Below are 18,076 nucleotides of genomic sequence, written 5' to 3'. Positions count from 1 at the left end.
TTTTGGCTTGCAAACTTCGCCAAAAAGCATGGCACAATTTCAATTAGCCTTAAATACAAGCACAATCCGACCTGCCGGATTAATGGATAAGATTCAGATCGCCGCCGAAACCGGCTATTCAGCGATTGAACTGTGGAATGACGATTTAACCGCCCACGAGGAACAAGGCGGTTCGCTTACGGATGTCAAAAAAGCACTTGACGATCATGGACTTTCGGTGCCTACCGTTATCGCTTTGCACGGCTGGCTCGATACGACAGGCGAGGAACATCAGGAAGCGATTGAAGAGGCAAAACGGCGTATGGCGCAAGCCGCCGCTGTCGGCTCAACCTACATCATCTCAAGTCCGCCGCGTGAAGTGGCAGACCTCCAATTAGGTGGCGAGAATTACCGCGAACTGCTTGAACTCGGACGCGAATTCGGCGTTAAACCCGCTATGGAATTTCTCGGTTTTGTCGATGGTGTCAATCAAGTCAAGCATGCGTCGGAGGTGATGGAAGTGGCAGATCATCCGGATAGCACGATTGTCCTCGATCCGTTCCATATCTATCGCGGTGGTGGCGAAATAGACGACATGCGAGGCATCCCCGGCAACAAAATCGCTGTCTTCCATTTCAATGACGCGCCTGCCGAACCTGCACGTGCGGAACAAACAGACGCGGATAGGGTTTATCCGGGCGATGGTATCCTCGATCTCGGGGAGATGATCTCTATTCTAAAAGATGCCGGATACGCAGGTGTCATATCACTGGAATTGTTCAATCCGAGTTATTGGGAACAAGATCCCGCAGAAGTCGCACGTATCGGATTAGAAAAGATGAAAACCGTTCTATCCGATGCTTAGTCAGGATCCAGAAAACACACAAGCCAAAAACCGTATTGATTTTCCACGCGTATGTGGTATAATAGTAAAAACACCTTACATGTCTCCTCGCACTTCACGACTGGGGAACTTTGAAAAATTAATAAGGGAAAACTGAATGACTTACGTTGACGGATTATTGTCATCGCTGACGCGCGTTAGAAAAGCATGTTCGTTACGCGCTTCTTCATGGGATATAACAGGCAGAAATAACGACGCATGGAATGTCGAACCCGGCGAAACACGTGTTATCGCAGACCTTCAAGGACCCGGCTGTATCAATCACATCTGGATGACGCAACCAAACGGTTATCGAAACGTCCTGATTCGGATGTTTTGGGACGATGAAGAGCACCCGAGCGTTATATGTCCCTTAGGCGACTTCTTCGGGCTTGGCAACGAAATTGTTAATTCTTATGATTCCATCCTATTCTCTGCCTCCACACACCAGAACAATCAGTTCAATACAGGATGCGCGCTCAATTGCTATTTGCAGATGCCCTTTAATCGCAGTGCAAGGATTGAACTCGTCAACGAAGGTGATACGACCCACCGCCAATACTTTTATATCGACTATGAGCAGTACCCTGAGCCCCTCGACGATGATATTGCCTATTTCCATGCCCAATTCCATCGTGAAAACCCGTGTGACGGGTGGGGACATGAAATTACTGTGAACACCCCTGAAGCCAATATTATCAATGCGGAACGGCTCGCATGGGACAACAATTACCTGATTCTGTCCGCCGAAGGCAGAGGACACTATATCGGTTGCAACCTGTCGGTTACCAACTTCCAAGGCACGTGGTGGGGTGAAGGCGATGATATGATCTGGGTCGATGGCTATAAGTGGCCCCCAGATTTGCACGGCACTGGTTCAGAGGACTACCTCAACCAAGCGTGGGGCATGCAACAGAACGCCTTTGCACACAACGGTTCCTCCATCTATGAAAACAATACCGACGGTTACCAGACCTCCTACGTCTATCATATTGAAAACCCGATCCGTTTCGAGAAAGAGATTCGGGTTACGATAGAGCACGGACACGGGAACCATCTCAGCAATGAGACATCCTCTGTGGCATACTGGTATCAAATTGAACCGCATACGCCTTTTGCTGTGCTACCTGTCGCCCAGCGTAAACCTGTGCTGAAGGACGAATCCGGTGCATGGCAGATTGAAACATCTGCCCAGACCCCCTCGGTGGAACTCGTGCTCAATGACGAAATGAAACAAATGAAGCAGAAATGGAGCCGGTCGTAAGCCAAAGCACTTAGCCTGAAACGAAGTGGAAGGGTTTTTGCTTGGGTGTTCTTCAGACATACGGAAAGGCATATCAAATCCCCAACTCAGCTTACCGAACCGCAAGGAATTATTAAAAAATGCTCACCGCCCCCTATATCGTTCAACAGTTTTTAGCCGCTTGTATCGGAAATACAGAGGAAGAAACCAACCCATCAGGATCCGATGCACAGCAGAGTAACGAACACCAAACGGAAACGGAATTCGCAACCGACGATAATTCCACAGGCGATTCTGAATCCGCAGCATCAGATACCTCCGATACCCCGGTTTCCAAATCCTCGGAAATCGAAAATGTTGACGCGCCACCTGAGTCGGAGGAAACATCCTCTGAAGACGATGGGTCTCCTCTTATCGCTATAGATGATGACAACCCTCAAACACAACCCGACAGCGAGGATCTACCTATCTCTATAAACGAAGAGGCTCATACGAGTGAGGACGACACTCCCGATACACCCAGAGCAACAGAAACACCTATCGTCGAGATCGCCAATCTCGCCTCGTCCGATGATGAAGCAACTGAGTTCCCGGAAGACACCCACCCTGCTTCTGAAGATAAGACAGAATCTGCAACAGAGACTGTAACATCTGAACAGGAAAATGAGAGTGCTATAACGCAGCACGCACAGGTTTCTGACGTTGAAATCACAGCAACTAAAACACAGGAAACAGACGGAAGCGACGATACCGAAACAGAGCAGAAACCAACGCTGTTAGGACTTGGCATTATTGAAGATATTTATGACTTCGTGGAGATGTTTGGACAAAGTACTGTTTCCGGTACAGATCAGGCATCCGTCAGCGGAACGGATTGTTCCGGCGGTGTGACAAAGCCTGCTATCTTTGAACACCCAACCCCAACAGAAGCCGCAAAAATCGACTATACGTTTGCACTTCCAGATGTTGATAAAAAAGAGAAACTCTTTCTACATTTTTCCATCGGGTTACGGGATGGTGTTGCTTTTGACGACGCGGAGCGACAGCCCGGAGGCGTGAAGTTCGCTATCGAAATTTTCGATCTTCTTAATACAGGTGTAGAAACTACACCCGAAAGATGTTTCGAATCCGTATCAACCGAATGTCAGTGGGTAGAAGAAAGCATCGAGCTCACGTCCTACGCCGGTAAAGAGGTCGTCATCTCATTTCTGACGGAATGCAACATAGAAGGTAATAGTAACTTCGCGTGGGCTTTGTGGGGGAAGCCGCAGTTGCGCAAGCTTAAAGAGATGTCCCTCCGAAAAGGGAAAAGAAACACCGAACCGGAATTTCAATGCGGAATCGCCATTCTACATTTCAATAATGATACAATGCGATTGCGGGAGTTCAGTCAACCCACATCAACGAGGGCTTCCGATTTAGCAAACTTATGTCTCGAATCGCACGCCCCCGAAGAGCCACCTGTCAAAATATCGCTCTACGCTGCACAGCCAAAATTAGAAATTGTGAACGTAGGTGCGACAGCTGCAGTTGTCACCGCAGGCGAAGATTTTGAAGTGCAATGTACACTTCGGAATATCGGCACAGCACCACTTGGTAAAGCGGACACGGCGCGAATCGCTATCAACGGCATGAAACTACGGCGCGGACGCCCCAGACAAACCATTAAAGAAATTGAACCCGGTGAAGAAGTTCCCGTCTCGTGGATAGTGCGTCGCTTCCCAAATCCGACTGTAACTTCTATTTCTGTCTCGCTCAAATGTCAAACCGCAGCAGGTGAAGAACGTCAAACAGCCCAAGAAAACGTTGTGATTCGTCCTGAGCCACCTAAACTCGCTGCCAAGGTGGTCAAAGAACTGCACACCTATACGGAAAATGGTAGCGTCGTGCTGGCGAATAAACACCTTCGTATCGTTTTCGTCCGCGGAACCGAAGCAACACCAAAAATCAGCAATGAAAACAACCAAGAGACTGAGGGTGTTGACGGAGGGTTCGGGTATTGCATAATCTTTGTCGCAAAAGGTGGTAACTACCAACAGGTAGCAACCTGTCCAGCACTCTCTGAGGTTGTCTATTTAGATGCATCACAAAATCGCCAAACGTCACAACTCACACCTACAAACTATCAACTTTCGGGTAACAATCAAGGGGAATCAATTGTCCGCCTAAGCGGCTCGGATACGGATGTAGATGGCATTGAGTGGACTTATGAGATGCAGTGGACGCTGAGCGAAAGTGCAACGCGGGTGAAAACGGAATATCAACTGCAAACGGATGGGAATAGAGAACTCCTTGCCTTTCGCGGTCCGATGCTTTATGCGGGGCAAGGACGACATCGCGAGAAGAAAACGGCAGCACTTTTCCCCGGACTCGAATTCCTGGAAAACGATGAACGCTCCTCAAGCACACGCGACGCAGCCTCGCCATTCGACAACCGGCTGGTCCCGCATCCCTACAAAATCACAGTGCCGGTCATGGCAGTAGAGATGCAAAAATCAGTGGTCGGCATCATCTGGAATCCACTGGAAACTTGGGATGGTGAGAATCAAATGCTCTCTGCGGTATTCGCTTCTCCCAATTGGCATCAGTATCAGAAAAATCACGCCCTCGGTGTATTCGTTCCTACTGTGCCAGCATGGGTCCCAGAAAACCAGACAGAGGCTTCTATCCCGTATCCACTAAAACCATCGCGTCCGGTGTCCATCAAAACCGAAATCATCGTCGATGGAAATACCTCTATCTTAGATGCTATCGCGCATTGGAACGACGCTTACGGTGCCCCTGAACCACTATCATCACCCCGTAGTGACGCAGATGAGGTTTTACTTTCGCGGCACGGGTTTATGCAGACAACATGGGACGAAGCGACTCGAAAATCCCGTCACTGCGTAGGCTGGGCACCGCACAATGAACCAGGTTTCGGTACTCTACTTTGGTACGACTACCTTGCTACAAAAGATGAACATGTGAAGGAGCGGGTGTTAGAAATTGCCAAAAACACCATAACGGAATCCGGAGCAGGTGGTTTGGCGGCACGCGGTTCGTGCCACATCTTAAGATGGGAATTCCCATTCTACATCGGTCATATCAATGCTGGATTATCTTACATGGAGGAAGAAACACAGCAACGGATTGCGACACAAGAATCGGACGGAAGTTGGCGGTGGCACCCAGCAGACGCGAAAACCGCTTCGCTCGGAACGGCAGGTGAAGCAGTACTCGGCACTTGTGCTGAATCAGCACTTTTACTCCTCAAACACGCTCGGATTACCGGAAATAAAGCCTCTCATGAAGCAGGTTTGAAAGCACTTGGATTTATTCAGCAATTTTCTGTGCCACGCGGGGCTCAAATGTGGGAATGTCCGATGTATCAACCTGATGTCCTTGCGGCTGCGCACGCCATTGGTGCCTATGTTGAGGCTTACGAATTGACAGCCGATAAAGAACATCTCACACGCGCAACGTATTGGGCGGCAACAGCATTGCCATTCCTCTACCATTGGCATCTCCCAGACCGACCCGGTATGCAGTTCGCCTCCATACCCGTTTTCGGGACATCTTTCCACACGCATCCGTGGTTCGGTGTCCCTGTTCAATGGAACGGATTAGTCCTCGCCTACTACTTACAACGCTTAAACCGACACATCGAAGATGACAGATGGCTTCAAATCGCTGAAGGTATTACGGTAAGTGCGATGTATCAACAGTGGGATGATGGTGAACTCAAAGGCACCTATCCCGATGGATTTTATGGGTTCTGCACCGAAGGTAAGGGACCCCACTTGAATCCCGAAGATATTATGGTGAACGTTTATACGCTCCGAGGGGTCGATCCGGGAATTAAAACCGCTATCGTCGGGGAGATACACCTCAGTTCCGGCGCGATAGTAGATGGACCTACCTTAACCGATAACGGTCAACTGAAATGGCAACTCAGTTATGCCGACGACGAAACGAGTTATACCCTTATCGTTGGTTATGGACGGGCACCACAAGCCCTTCGGGCACGCTATCAGTTTTCACCACCAACGGACGAACCCTCAATTGCCGATGCGGATGCACCCGCTGACGCTTCTGAACCCGATAGCACATCGGACCAATACGCAGAGATCGAGATTGCGAATGTGCAAACGCTCGAAGACGTCGGATCCGGATGGCTTTATATCAAAGATAAGGACGCTATATTGGTAAAATATCTGCACACCACTACGGATGTGCAGTTTGAGATCGTTTAACAATCTGAGTTACCGCACCAGGGCTCCTAAACCGGTCCCGAAAAATAAGGAGAGTCGTAAAATGGCTAAAAAAATTGTATTCACCACATTTATGCTGGTCACTGTGGCAATTGTTGCCTCTGTTCTGTTTTCACACAATGCTGTTGCCCAATCCGACGCGGCTGCGTCTGGAGATGTCCCGATGATAGATTTCAAAGTCTTGGGCGGTTTTATCGTTGAAGGCGTTGTTTTCAGTATCGTCGGTTTAATCATTTTGATGGTAGGCTACAAAGTCTTTGATATGGCGACCCCCTACGACTTAAACCGTCAGATCGCCGAAGAGAACAACACCGCTGCAGGTATTGCGGTGGCGGGTGTCCTTGTCTCACTCGGCATCATCGTCGCTGCCGCGATGGGTTAGCAAGAATAACCGTCAGCAATCATCCATGAAAAAAAAGCAATCAGCAATCAGCAAGATAGTTCCATCAGCAATCAGTAGATCGTTGTGGTGGTTGAATTTGTTTTCACCTGCCACACCGTTCTCCTTACTGATCGCTGACAGTTTCCAACGGCTGATAGCCATCCTATGGAGGGTGGAAAATGGCACAAACAACCTACCTTGCAGATCAGGTTGTCAGCGAGGCACAAATCCAGGAATGGGTAGAGACATTCCACGAGCGAGGCTGCCTGTTCCTGCAAAACGTTTTGCCTCCTGATTTATGCGCGCAACTTCGACAAGATTTAGAGTGGGCACTCAAAAACGATCCGAATAACTTAAACGGTGGAAGCCCCGCAGGTCGTATGCACTTGAGCCACCGAATGTTTGAACACAGTGAAGCGAATCGGCGATTGTTTGACCTTGAACCGATTGTCTCTTTCGCTGAGGCACTCGTCGCGGAAAACTGCCATGTCATTCACAACAATTCGTTTCAGACGTTCCCCGGTGGTGGAATTACATCATGGCACCAAGACGATGCCCCACACTACATTGTAACGGATGGTGAACCCCCAAAGAACGTTCGGTTACCGGTTCTGCTTTTCACGGCGAATTACTATCTCACCGATGTCACTGAAATTGAACACGGCGGCACAGAGGTTGTCCCAGGTTCACATCTTTTCGGCGCATCGCCTCCGAACCCGATAGAAGGAACAGAGTGGGAGGACAAAATTCAGTATAATCTCGGAAAAGCCGGAAGCGTTATTATGTTCAACAATCAGGTCTGGCATCGCGGAGGCCCGAACCAGACCGACCGCATCCGATATATCACCCAGGTGACCTACGGACGCCGCCTCGTTGGGCATAAATACTACCCGTTTATGAACTACAATATGCCGGCATCTGTTTACAAAGATGCAAGTCCTCGTCTCCGCCGACTGCTCGGCTTCCTCAATCACGGTGCCTACGGGTAGATTTTCCGCTGTAAGGATTGGAAATGCATCAAGAATATCTGAAAGCATTTGCAGATAAAGTCGCGTCGGACGTGCGCGTATTAGGGACATGGATTGAAGGGAGTTTCGCAACAGGCACCGCTGACAGATATTCAGATATCGACCTTCACCTATTGGTCGCCGAAGAGAATAAAGAAACTTTTCAACAGGGGTTAGAATCTTGGCTCTCCAATATTCAGTCGTTGGTTCTCTTCAAAAATACTTTCGCCGGACAGATGGTGACCTGCATCACAACAGCAGGCTTGCGAGTTGATGTCTGGTTACACACCGGAAATACAATCGTCCTTGAACCTACTAAAGTTCGCGTGTTGTCCACTACCGAAGGATGTATTCAATTTAAGGAAACGTGTAGAGACAAAGAATCAAAAGATATTAGTTCGGTACTAAAGCAGCATTTCAACGAGTTTTGGCGTGTGCTTGCTATACTTCCTACAGTCTTGGGACGTGAGGAACGCATTGCGGGATTTATGGGCACTACATTTGCTGTAATGTCGCTCACAGAAGTACTCATCATAGGCAGTGGGAAACAGAGAGACAGAGGTGTAAAAAACATTAATGCTTTTGTGCCGCAAGTACTCAGAGAAGAAGTCGAAGACGCATTAACAATGCCAAGCATTGATAGAGAAGGCATTGCGAAAGCACATCTCCGGTTAACAGCGATGATGCAACGGTACGGACCGGATATTGCAAAACAGCACGGAGTCGGCTATCCGTTGGCATTGGAAAAGGCTGTCCTTAATTATGTCTCCAGAGAATTACAGATATTAGGGCTTTCTGATTGTTTAGATGCATTACATAGGCTTTAAATCCCTAACCATAGTATGAATTAGGAAGTTCGCTCTATCTATTGCCTGTCTTCCTGTCCATCTCCCAACTAATAATATGAAAGCAGTAGTTTTTTCAGAACAAGGCAGCGCGGAGGTCCTTCAGTACACAGATGTCCCTAAACCGACACTTGATCCCAATGAAGTGCTCGTTAAAGTCGAAGCCTGTGCGGTGAACTATCTGGATATTCACGCCCGGCGAAACCGCCCCGAGATAGAAGCGAAACTCCGTCGCAGCGATACACCACATATACTCGGTTCCGACATCGCTGGGACAATCGACGAAATTGGTGATGCAGTCCGCGGTGTTACGGTCGGGGATCGCGTCGTTCTCGCGCCTTGCATTCCGTGTGGTATTTGTAGCGACTGCCATAGCCGTGCCGAAAATTTGTGTGACACACAAGAACTCATCGGCTTCCAAACAAATGGCGGATACGCAGAATACGTAAAAGCCCCTGCCCAAAACGCGATTCAGATGCCAGCGACACTGTCATTCGTTAACGCCGCTGCGATGCCAATAGCGTATCTCACCGCATGGCATATGTTAATAACGCGGGCAGAACTTCGTCCAGAGGACGATGTCTTAATTCTCGGTGTAGGGGGAGGGGTCGGAAGCGCGGGATTACAAATCGCAAAATTAACGGGTGCCAGAGTTTTTGCGACAGCAAGCAGCAATGAGAAACTACAACGCGCACGACAAATGGGTGCTGATGTTACAATTAACTACAAAGACACGGATTTTTCGGAGATCGTGCTGGAGGTAACCAACGGACGAGGCGTGGATGTTGTCCTTGAGCATGTTGGTGCTGCAACATGGGAGCAGAGCATCGCGAGTCTTGCTAAAAATGGGAGACTTGTTTCGTGCGGTGTGACAACAGGAAATATTGGCACAATTAATATCCGGAAGATGTATCAAAAGCAGCTAACATTGATGGGCTCTGCCCTCGGCACAATCTCCGAACTCCGAACACTTGTCTATCTCGCTGGACAAGGAAAACTGGAACCTATTATCGACAGGATTTTACCGCTCGACCATGCAGGTGAGGCACACTTATTGTTAGAGAAACGCCAAAATTTCGGAAAAATTTGTCTTTGTCCAAGAATAACTGAAAGTTAAAAAAAAATTTAACAGTTTTTAGTAACGTTTCCTATAGTCTCGACAACAAACACAGTTGCTACGAGGTTTCTTAACTTCCGATTAGAATGTGTTTGGGACACGAACTGATGGGTCAAACCGACAAAGACTTCAATATGAAACAGCCTGCTATGTGTTTGAGGTGTTAGAGAGTTTTTTCGCTTTCATCTTAAGAAATTCGTAGAACTCGTAGAGCGTTTCCTTATCTTTTTCCGTAAATTCCATCATCCCTTTGAACATAGCACTAATCTTGGGGTCGGCTAAGAGGTCATCGTAACTTTTGTCGGCTTTTCCAAGTAGGTAATCGGTAGTGACTTTTAAAGCATCGGAAAGACTTGAAAGTGTTTTAAACGACGGTTTTCGGGCTCCTGATTCAAATTGAGAGATCGCAGCAGGTGTTAGATTTGCCACCTTTGCAAGTTCCGTTTGTGTCAACTTCAGTTCATGACGACGTAGTTTTATACGTGAGACGACTTTATCTGTATTTGAGTCTCTTGATTCTTTGCCCACGTTTGGCTCCTTATCAGGCAGCAAAATTATGCTCACGCTGCTGATTTTTTTAAATTTTTTTAGTATTGCTGCAGTATTGCAGTGAAATGTAGTTTGAAGAGGATTCTGCTTCGATGAGAGGCAAAAGCGTTAAATATATTTTAACCTAAAAAAGCCTTAAATGCAAATTTTTTTAATTTGACAAAAATTGTAATAATAATATACAATATAGATACTGTCTCCTAAAATTACGCCAATAGGCTCCGAAAACGGGAATCTACAACGAAAAGTGACGACTTTATGACTTCCGAGCACCGAAATAAATAAAAAAGTGGTCTGAAAAACCAGAAAAAGGCGAGGGACTTCACAACATGAAAATCCATAGTAGACACGAGTGCCGCGGGCGGCATTTCAGTGCGCTTTTTGCGCAAGCCTATAGAGACTTTCGAGACAATGTATTAATGTTCTCTCTTTCGGTTTTGCTTGTCGCTGGGGTACCACTATCCGATACTGCATACGCACAAGCAGTTTCCAGTACTGGTATGCAATCTGCAGCCATCCAGATTCGGGATGACCTCTCTATCGGTAACATTCGAAAGGACATTGCACGCCTCTCAAGTCTCGACAGTCGCGTAACGGGTTATCCACAATCGGCAAGCGGGAGCAAATATATTTTTGATCGTTTCGTTGAAACCGGTTTGCAGAATGTGGAAAGCCGCGAATTTTCTGTCACCGTGCCCATCGATCACGGTGATAGTATTATTGAAGTCCTCTCGCCGGAAGCCAATGTGCTACACGCCTTTAAACTCACACCCCTCTGGCCCAACCTTGTGCGGACCTCCCTATTAGCAGATGGCATTAAACACACCGTATTAACAGGAGAAACACTCAACGACATCGCAGAAAGTTACCAAGTTGATGAGACAACTATTCTTGCAGACGAGCGGAATCAATTTCTGGCAACCCCCGTTGTCGAAGGAAGCACTGTGTTTATTCCGACAGGTGGTTTATCTGGTCCCCTCCTCGACGGCGATGATGCTGAACTCGCTGATTTCAACGGGACTAACATTGGCGGATTTTGGCACAAGCTCCAAGAGGGAGATACACTTACAACGCTCGCCAGACGTTATCGTATCACCGAAGCCAGTATCACCGATGATATACTTAATGAGCACCTGCAAAAAGCATCCGATGGCATCGACAACGATGAGGATGGCACTATTGATGAATACGGTGAAATCCCCCTGCTTTCTGAAATCTTAGGGTGGGGAACAGATGGTATTGACAACGATGCCGATGGATGGACAGACGAAATTCCGGGTGACGATACCGATGGCATCGATAACAATAACGATGGGCACGTCGATGAATCTGGCGAGTTTGTCGCCGCGAGTGAATCACACATCTTTATCCCAAAAGGGGCAATCGTCCTTATCGATTTTAACTCCAGCACTCGTTATATCAATGCAGCAATGCTCGGTGGCACTGCTGTCATCTTTATCGAACCCGAAACAACCATCCGAGGAGAAGCAGAAAATAAGTTCGGTACCGTCCCCGCTAACATACCGCGATTCTGGATTTCTAAAGAAGATGCTGCTGTCCTAACCAATTTGATAGAGGAACAGCACACGCAAGGCAATCAAGTTAATGTTCGTGTGAGAGGTAAGATGACATGGGAACGCCGCGTAGGGCAAAATATACGCGGGTTTTTGGAAGGCGGAGACCCAACCTTACGCGATGAACTCATCGTTCTCACAGCTTATTACGACGCCATGTCCGTTGTTCCCGCAATGGCACCCGGTGCCGATCCGACTTGCGGCATCGCAACCCTCATGGAACTTGCACGCCTTTTTAGTCAGCCCCAATACCGACCCGGCTATTCTGTCCTCTTTGTTGCAGTCGATGGACACTTCCAAGGGCTTGCCGGCATGCGCGCCTTCATGGAAGGAATTGGACAAGATATTGTCGGTTCCGACACCGATTCACCCGGCACACCAACGATGCACGGCCTTCGCCGTGGACTCTCTACAGATGTCCTCGAATTTGAAGAGTTGGGCAGAAGGCTTGTCCTCTCCATTGACCGGAGCGTCCTCGTCGATCTCCCCGCTGATTTTTTCCACGGTATACATAACGTAAAGTCTGACTTGGACTCCCTCACAACTACACTAAACGGCTTGTCAGAAACACGGTCTGAGATTGAATCCCTTACGGAGCAGCAGCGGGACTTTTCAGAACGCCAGAAGAAACAGGCAGATAGGAATCGAAAACGCGAAAAGCAAGGCTTCACAGGTGAAGAGAAGAGTCGTTTGTTAGCAAACCTCGCCCGATCGAAGAAAGAGGCTTTGCAAACGACACATTTCCTCCGAGATATTGTCGGCAGGATGGCTGAGGTGCGTGCTGTTGCGCTCAGCACAAGCCGATCCGCACAGCGAGAATTGATCGAAACGCTTGGGCTACCGATTGCGCGTCTCGACACATGGGCGGTCAAGAAACTCATTCACGCGATAGAGACCGGCAGTACTGATGGATATGATACGCACCCAAATGATGCCTACCTTATTCCGGTGCAACAGGGTTCAGATTGGCAAATCCCCATACCCGAAGACCTCCCAGAAGAACGCATCTCTGATATTGAGATGCTTAACACAACCCTCGCAAACTGGGAGATGAGCGACAAACGCAAATTTGCGCTGATGTGGACTCCTGAGAAAATACTCGACCGGCATCTCGACCTACATTCACTCAACAAAGCAAAAGAGGCACGTAGTGTCTTGCGCGATGCTAACGACACCCAAGAGATCGCGATCCAGCGAGAGGTCCAGTTACTTGAAAAGGTTCTGGTCCAAATACCTGATAGCCAACCGGTTGAAGATGAGGTTAAAACGAGCATTCGGCAACTCAAAGAAACGCCGATGGGAAAACCGAGCGGCGATTCTTTGATTTATGGTGGTCAGTTTTTGTCGAAAGCCGGGATAGAACGTCTCAACACTATCGATACCCAACTTCGACAGCGATTAGCCGAATCTGGAGACACTACTGATGTTGCTGTATTGATAGCAGATCTTCTCAAAGATAAACAAAGTATCTTTGAAATCGCACTCCGGAACGCTCGATTGGAACGAACGCGTATCCAAAATTTGATCGCAACCGCTGAAACTTTGGGGCGAGAATACTTGGATGAAGAACGTCTCATTTTGGAAAACTACCTATCAGAGGATGAAGTTGAACAGGCACTTTCTTTGCGCTCGCGCATCGCATCACAGATCACTGAAAATGAATTGTTAACGATCGTCAAAAAGCGGGCGGATACAGATATCGTAGCACTCGAAAACCTGATTGAACGGTTACCCACATTAGGTACCGATTTGGATGAAGAGACGAAGACACTCCTACGCGATAATATGTTGACCCTCCGCAATGCACGTTTTCGTAACATCCAGAGTCGTATCGAAAAGATGTTGCGTATTGATACCGATGAATACAACCGAAAACTCGGGCAGATCGAGGCAGCAATCGCACTACAAGACCTGTTCAACCGGTATTATACCTCTCTCTATATTAGCATTGACCTTTCCTCACAGTCAAATCAGTTCGGCGTGTTCAACAAGGGATGGTTCTACGATCAGCAGCCCGAATTTGTATTACGGCGCGAGTTTGCAAGCATCGGTAATAAACTTGCCGCTTACGCCGAAGATGCTGATTTTGGTGTCCGTGTCAGGAAACTTTGGCAGTGGACAGACGATCAAATTCGTCAAGCCGTTATGGCACGCCAATGGACAGTGGCAAACGGGATATCCGATAAAGCGGCTCTTGAAGGAAAGACGCTTGAAACGTTACTGAGTTCGCACTTCAACAAACTCACCGGTCTCAGTGGAGTGAGCCGACTCATGAAGATGCAGTTTGAACAGTGGCGCAATCAAGGTGAACCCTCTGAGGATATGCTCAAAGATATGGATTACATCCGCAAAGAGGTCGAGCGTTTCATCCGAAATGATGTCCGCACTGCAAAGAAGAATCGAAAGAATAACATCCGTACGCGTGAGCAGCTCGATGCCATGCTCCGACTTCGACACGAAGATCCGGATACCTTCTCCGATGAAGAAATTGAGGATATTAAAACCCTCATTTCGATCGCCGGTCTCGGCGGCGAGTCAAACTTCGTTAACGCTATCTCCGCAAGCGGCGGAAAGACGTGGAAGACCTATATCCCAGGTAAAATCGCCTTTGACAGCGAGGTCGCAACACTTGTCGGAAAGACCGGAATCGCTTTTGCAACTATCGAAGACGCTCGCGTCTTAACGGACACACCTCTTGACACAATCGAACGCGTTGATTTGCGCGAAGGTGGTAATCTCCATCAGCAATCACAAACATTAGCATCCTTACTCATCCAAGCACTTCGGGACGAAGAAATGCCCACCGCCGCACGTGTCGGGAATTTCTACTGCAACCTTTTCGGTGATGTCGTCGAATTTGACGCGCGCGAGTCCGCACTCCCGAATAAACCGGTGCCTTACCCGATTTTGACGCTCCGCAGGAAACACAAAACCATGATGGGGGTTCGTGGCGATCTGTTTGTGATGGGCGATAACAAGGGGAACTTTGAAGTCGCCGGGTTAGCGATGGAAGGCAGAGCCACACGGCGTCTCGGTGGTGCTCAAGAGGTTGAAGCATACATTCTTGACAAAGACTCCGGAGACATCGTCTATGCCCCCGATCTCGGGAACTATGGCGCGAAACTGCTTCCCAATAAAATTCCGATCAACACCCGTAGACGTGGGTGCCGTGTTGTTACATTCCCGTGTGTATCTACAACTATCTACGACTTGGTGGATCAACGGTATCTGCGAACCCTGCGGGAACTCGAAGTCTATGATGCCCTCACGGATAGTGCACCAGAGAAATTCGGGATGTCCAAACCGTGGCAGCAGGAAGGTGTGTCCGCAGCCGAACCCATTGCCCTCGTGTATAGCGAACCCAACACGCGCATTAAAGTTGGAATGGCATACGGACAGATTGGTAAACGTCTCCTTCTTATTAAAGCGACGAAGAGCGGTATGAAGAACCCGACGCTTTATACTGGTGAAGGTTTTGTCGTTCGCGAAAACGGGCAAATTCGCCTCACGCCGTATGTCGTTGTCCGAGATATGTGGTGGCTTGATGAGAACCGCTCACGACTTTACAAACGGTTTGGTATCTCCAGCGACCGGCTTGACAAACTCCATCAATTTGCGAACGATTACCTCGCACGCGCCGAGACCGAATTACTCCAAAGTGACTACCAACAGGCACTCAAACTCGCACGCGCCGCGTGGGGTTATGAATCACGCGCATACCCAGACGTCAAACAGACGGGTAACGATGTCGTTAACGGTGTGATGTTCTATCTCGCCTTACTGATGCCGTTCGCCTACTTCATGGAACGGCTCATTTTCGGTTTCCCAAATATTCATAAGCAGATTCTGGGTTCATTCGGCATCTTTTTACTCGTATTCTTCTTCCTCAGCCAAGTTCATCCCGCATTCCAGATTACCACCACCCCTGTGATTATCCTGATCGCGTTCGTTGTGCTTGCCTTGACGGTTATCGTTATCAGTATCATTGTCCGAAAATTCGAGGAGCAACTCGAAAAGATCCGGCAAGAGGGAAATAAGGTTTATAAAGCCGATGTCGGCAGATTGAGTGCAAGTGCTGCTGCATTTAGTTTAGGTATTTCCAACATGCGGAAACGGAAAGGACGAACTGTCCTGACATGCTGCACGTTGGTAATTCTTACCTTTACTGTTATATCGTTTACCTCTGTGCGGACGTTTATGCACCCGAATAGAACGAGTCTACCACAGGTGACACCACGCTATACAGGACTCCTTATCCGCGACCAGTATTGGCGTCCACTTGAGGAACCCGTGCTTACCTCCGTGCTGAACGATATGCAAAAGACACAGATCACACTCACCGCCTTAGAACGGCTTTTGGAACGCAAGAACGAACTCTTGGTTAAGCAAGGAGAACAGCCTGTTGACCTCGCGGAAGCACGGAGAACTTTAGAAGAGAAGGGTTTCATCGAACAGGTAGACGCAGAATCCGTCTTAACCGTCCGGAATGTCGTCGCACCGCGCGCATGGTATCAATCCTCAGGAACCGGAGACCAATCGTTTGTCCAACTTACGCGTACTGAGAACGAATCAGATCCATCACCGCCGACACACCCACTCACGGGTGAAGCGTTGACATTCGCTGCAAACATGCTCGTGGGTATGAATGAATCAGAACCCGGTGTCAGCGGTATCAACAGATACCTCCAATACGGAAAATGGTTTGACCCAGCAGATGCCAATGAATGGCCGACGGAGTGGCCCTACGCCATTGTGTTGCCCAAAGGAATGGCAGAACTGCTTAAGATCACCGAAAGCGATATGGGGAAAGCCACCGTCTCTGTTTACGGTGCCGACTTCACTGTCGTCGGTGTCCTCGGTATCGGCTTCAAGGATCTTACCGATAACGACGGCGAAGAACTCACACCTGTCGATTATCAGTTGATGCAACAGCAGCGGAGCCGGGGTGCCACTGGTGATGAGACGCTTGAAGGTGAATTACAGAAATACCTCCATCTCACGCCAGACAGTGTTGCCATCCTTCCTTATCAGGTAGTTATGAATCAAGGCGGCACACTCCGAAGTGTTGCCGTTAACATGGAACCGCAACAGGATGATCCGAAGTTGTTAGGTGCAATTGATAAGTTAGATCTCATCATGGCACCGCTCATGAACCGCATTGCCCTTGATTTCTTTGTGGGACGTGATAAAGATACATATCTCTACAGCAGTATCGGAATGACGAGTTTCAGTGGTATGGGTAACCTGTTCGTACCCATCCTGATCGCCGCTCTTATCGTTCTTAACACCATGCTTGGAGCCGTCTATGAGCGGGTCCGTGAAATCAGCATTTACAGTTCCGTCGGACTCGCGCCTGTGCATATCGCCTTCCTCTTCCTTGCGGAGGCATGCGTCTATGCCATCGTTGGTGCGGTGTTAGGCTATCTCATGGGACAAGCAATAGCAACAACCCTCGTGCATTTCGGTTGGCTCGCTGGGTTGACGCTTAACTATTCGTCAATGTCAACCGTCGTCGCAACAATTATTGTCATGCTTGTCGTTTTACTCAGCACCATGTATCCGGCAATCAAGGCTTCACGGATGGCAGTCCCTGATATCGAACGTAAATGGAAACTACCAGAACCTGAAGGGGATGTATGGCACTTCAACTTACCCTTTACCGTCCTTGAAGAAGAAGCACTCGGGTTGAACGTCTTTATGCGCGACTATTTTGATGCACATGCCGACGAATCCGCCAGCGACTTCTATACCGATCAGGTTGCGTTCAGCCAAATAGAAGCCGAAGATTCTTATCAGATCGGGATGATGGTATGGTTGGCACCTTATGACTTAGGTGTGAGCCAGTCGATCCAGTTCGTTACATCCCCAGTCGGTGGTGAAGAAGAGGATCTCTACAAAATCACGTTGGATGTCCACCGTGAGAGTGGCGAGATTGCCTCTTGGAAGCGGGTCAACCGACGTTTCCTCAATTTACTGCGGAAACAACTTCTGATTTGGCGGACATTCAGCGTCGATATCCGAGCAGAGTTCCATGAACGCGGTAGAACCGAAGGTATGGACCCGGAGGCAGAAGAAGCAGGACAGATGGAACCAGTACCGACACCAGCGGACTGATGTATTTAACAATTCTTTCAGAGAACCCACTTGCGTGTTTTTGCTTGGGTATTTCTGCGTATTGTTGCAGGTTGCGTTTTTGGTTTCACGTTATCTTAGCCCCGTAGGGGCGGTATCTGTGTAGAGGACC

The 18,076-nt window shown here is 48.5% G+C and carries 10 protein-coding genes; 8 read left to right on the top strand and 2 right to left on the bottom strand.

Annotated elements, in window-relative coordinates; all coding sequences use genetic code 11:
* The first annotated feature begins 28 nt into the window (after positions 1-28).
* The 4 genes from J4G07_05395 to J4G07_05380 all read left to right on the top strand — a co-directional run bounded on the left by J4G07_05395 (position 29) and on the right by J4G07_05380 (position 6,740).
* The gene (locus J4G07_05395) at positions 29-844 is read left to right on the top strand and encodes a sugar phosphate isomerase/epimerase (GenBank protein MCE2413418.1); all 816 of its coding nucleotides are present in this window, start codon (positions 29-31) and stop codon (positions 842-844) included.
* Positions 845-980: 136 nt separating this feature from the next.
* Positions 981-2,126 carry a DUF2961 domain-containing protein gene (locus tag J4G07_05390; protein MCE2413417.1) on the top strand — a complete coding sequence of 382 codons (1,146 nt, stop codon included), beginning with the start codon at positions 981-983 and terminating at the stop codon, positions 2,124-2,126.
* A gap of 119 nt (positions 2,127-2,245) precedes the next feature.
* Positions 2,246-6,340 carry a hypothetical protein gene (locus tag J4G07_05385; protein ID MCE2413416.1) on the top strand — a complete coding sequence of 1,365 codons (4,095 nt, stop codon included), beginning with the start codon at positions 2,246-2,248 and terminating at the stop codon, positions 6,338-6,340.
* A 61-nt stretch (positions 6,341-6,401) separates the two neighbouring features.
* Positions 6,402-6,740, top strand: coding sequence for a DUF350 domain-containing protein (locus tag J4G07_05380; GenBank protein ID MCE2413415.1), 339 nt, complete (start codon positions 6,402-6,404; stop codon positions 6,738-6,740).
* 12 nt (positions 6,741-6,752) lie between these two features.
* Here J4G07_05380 and J4G07_05375 read toward each other — a convergent pair whose 3' ends face one another.
* Entirely contained in the window at positions 6,753-6,926 is a 174-nt protein-coding gene (locus tag J4G07_05375; protein MCE2413414.1) for a hypothetical protein, read from the bottom strand.
* Between J4G07_05375 and J4G07_05370 the strand changes: the two genes are divergently transcribed.
* From J4G07_05370 to J4G07_05360, 3 genes are all read left to right on the top strand, one after another.
* Complete coding sequence (locus tag J4G07_05370) at positions 6,920-7,729, top strand: phytanoyl-CoA dioxygenase family protein (GenBank protein MCE2413413.1); 810 nt, start codon at positions 6,920-6,922, stop codon at positions 7,727-7,729. The genes J4G07_05375 and J4G07_05370 overlap by 7 nt on opposite strands.
* A 23-nt stretch (positions 7,730-7,752) precedes the next feature.
* Positions 7,753-8,574 (top strand): nucleotidyltransferase domain-containing protein, encoded by an 822-nt coding sequence (locus tag J4G07_05365; GenBank protein ID MCE2413412.1) that lies wholly within the window; start codon positions 7,753-7,755, stop codon positions 8,572-8,574.
* A gap of 76 nt (positions 8,575-8,650) precedes the next feature.
* Complete coding sequence (locus tag J4G07_05360; protein MCE2413411.1) at positions 8,651-9,709, top strand: zinc-binding dehydrogenase; 1,059 nt, start codon at positions 8,651-8,653, stop codon at positions 9,707-9,709.
* 147 nt (positions 9,710-9,856) lie between these two features.
* Here J4G07_05360 and J4G07_05355 read toward each other — a convergent pair whose 3' ends face one another.
* Positions 9,857-10,189, bottom strand: coding sequence for a helix-turn-helix transcriptional regulator (locus J4G07_05355; protein ID MCE2413410.1), 333 nt, complete (start codon positions 10,187-10,189; stop codon positions 9,857-9,859).
* A 398-nt stretch (positions 10,190-10,587) separates the two neighbouring features.
* Here J4G07_05355 and J4G07_05350 point away from each other — a divergent pair, with 398 nt between their 5' ends.
* Entirely contained in the window at positions 10,588-17,946 is a 7,359-nt protein-coding gene (locus J4G07_05350) for a LysM peptidoglycan-binding domain-containing protein (protein ID MCE2413409.1), read from the top strand.
* Positions 17,947-18,076 lie beyond the last annotated feature (130 nt).

It is taken from the genome of Candidatus Poribacteria bacterium (assembly GCA_021295715.1).
Lineage (GTDB): Bacteria > Poribacteria > WGA-4E > WGA-4E > WGA-3G > WGA-3G.
The sequence above is the reverse complement of the archived record's forward strand: the minus strand, read 5'-3'. Positions and strand labels throughout refer to the sequence as shown.

Coding starts and splice junctions, on each gene's coding strand:
- J4G07_05380 (MCE2413415.1), top strand. CDS start 6,402: ATGGCTAAAAAAATTGTATTCACCACATTTATGCTGGTCACTGTGGCA.
- J4G07_05385 (MCE2413416.1), top strand. CDS start 2,246: ATGCTCACCGCCCCCTATATCGTTCAACAGTTTTTAGCCGCTTGTATC.
- J4G07_05370 (MCE2413413.1), top strand. CDS start 6,920: ATGGCACAAACAACCTACCTTGCAGATCAGGTTGTCAGCGAGGCACAA.
- J4G07_05395 (MCE2413418.1), top strand. CDS start 29: ATGGCACAATTTCAATTAGCCTTAAATACAAGCACAATCCGACCTGCC.
- J4G07_05360 (MCE2413411.1), top strand. CDS start 8,651: ATGAAAGCAGTAGTTTTTTCAGAACAAGGCAGCGCGGAGGTCCTTCAG.
- J4G07_05350 (MCE2413409.1), top strand. CDS start 10,588: ATGAAAATCCATAGTAGACACGAGTGCCGCGGGCGGCATTTCAGTGCG.
- J4G07_05390 (MCE2413417.1), top strand. CDS start 981: ATGACTTACGTTGACGGATTATTGTCATCGCTGACGCGCGTTAGAAAA.
- J4G07_05365 (MCE2413412.1), top strand. CDS start 7,753: ATGCATCAAGAATATCTGAAAGCATTTGCAGATAAAGTCGCGTCGGAC.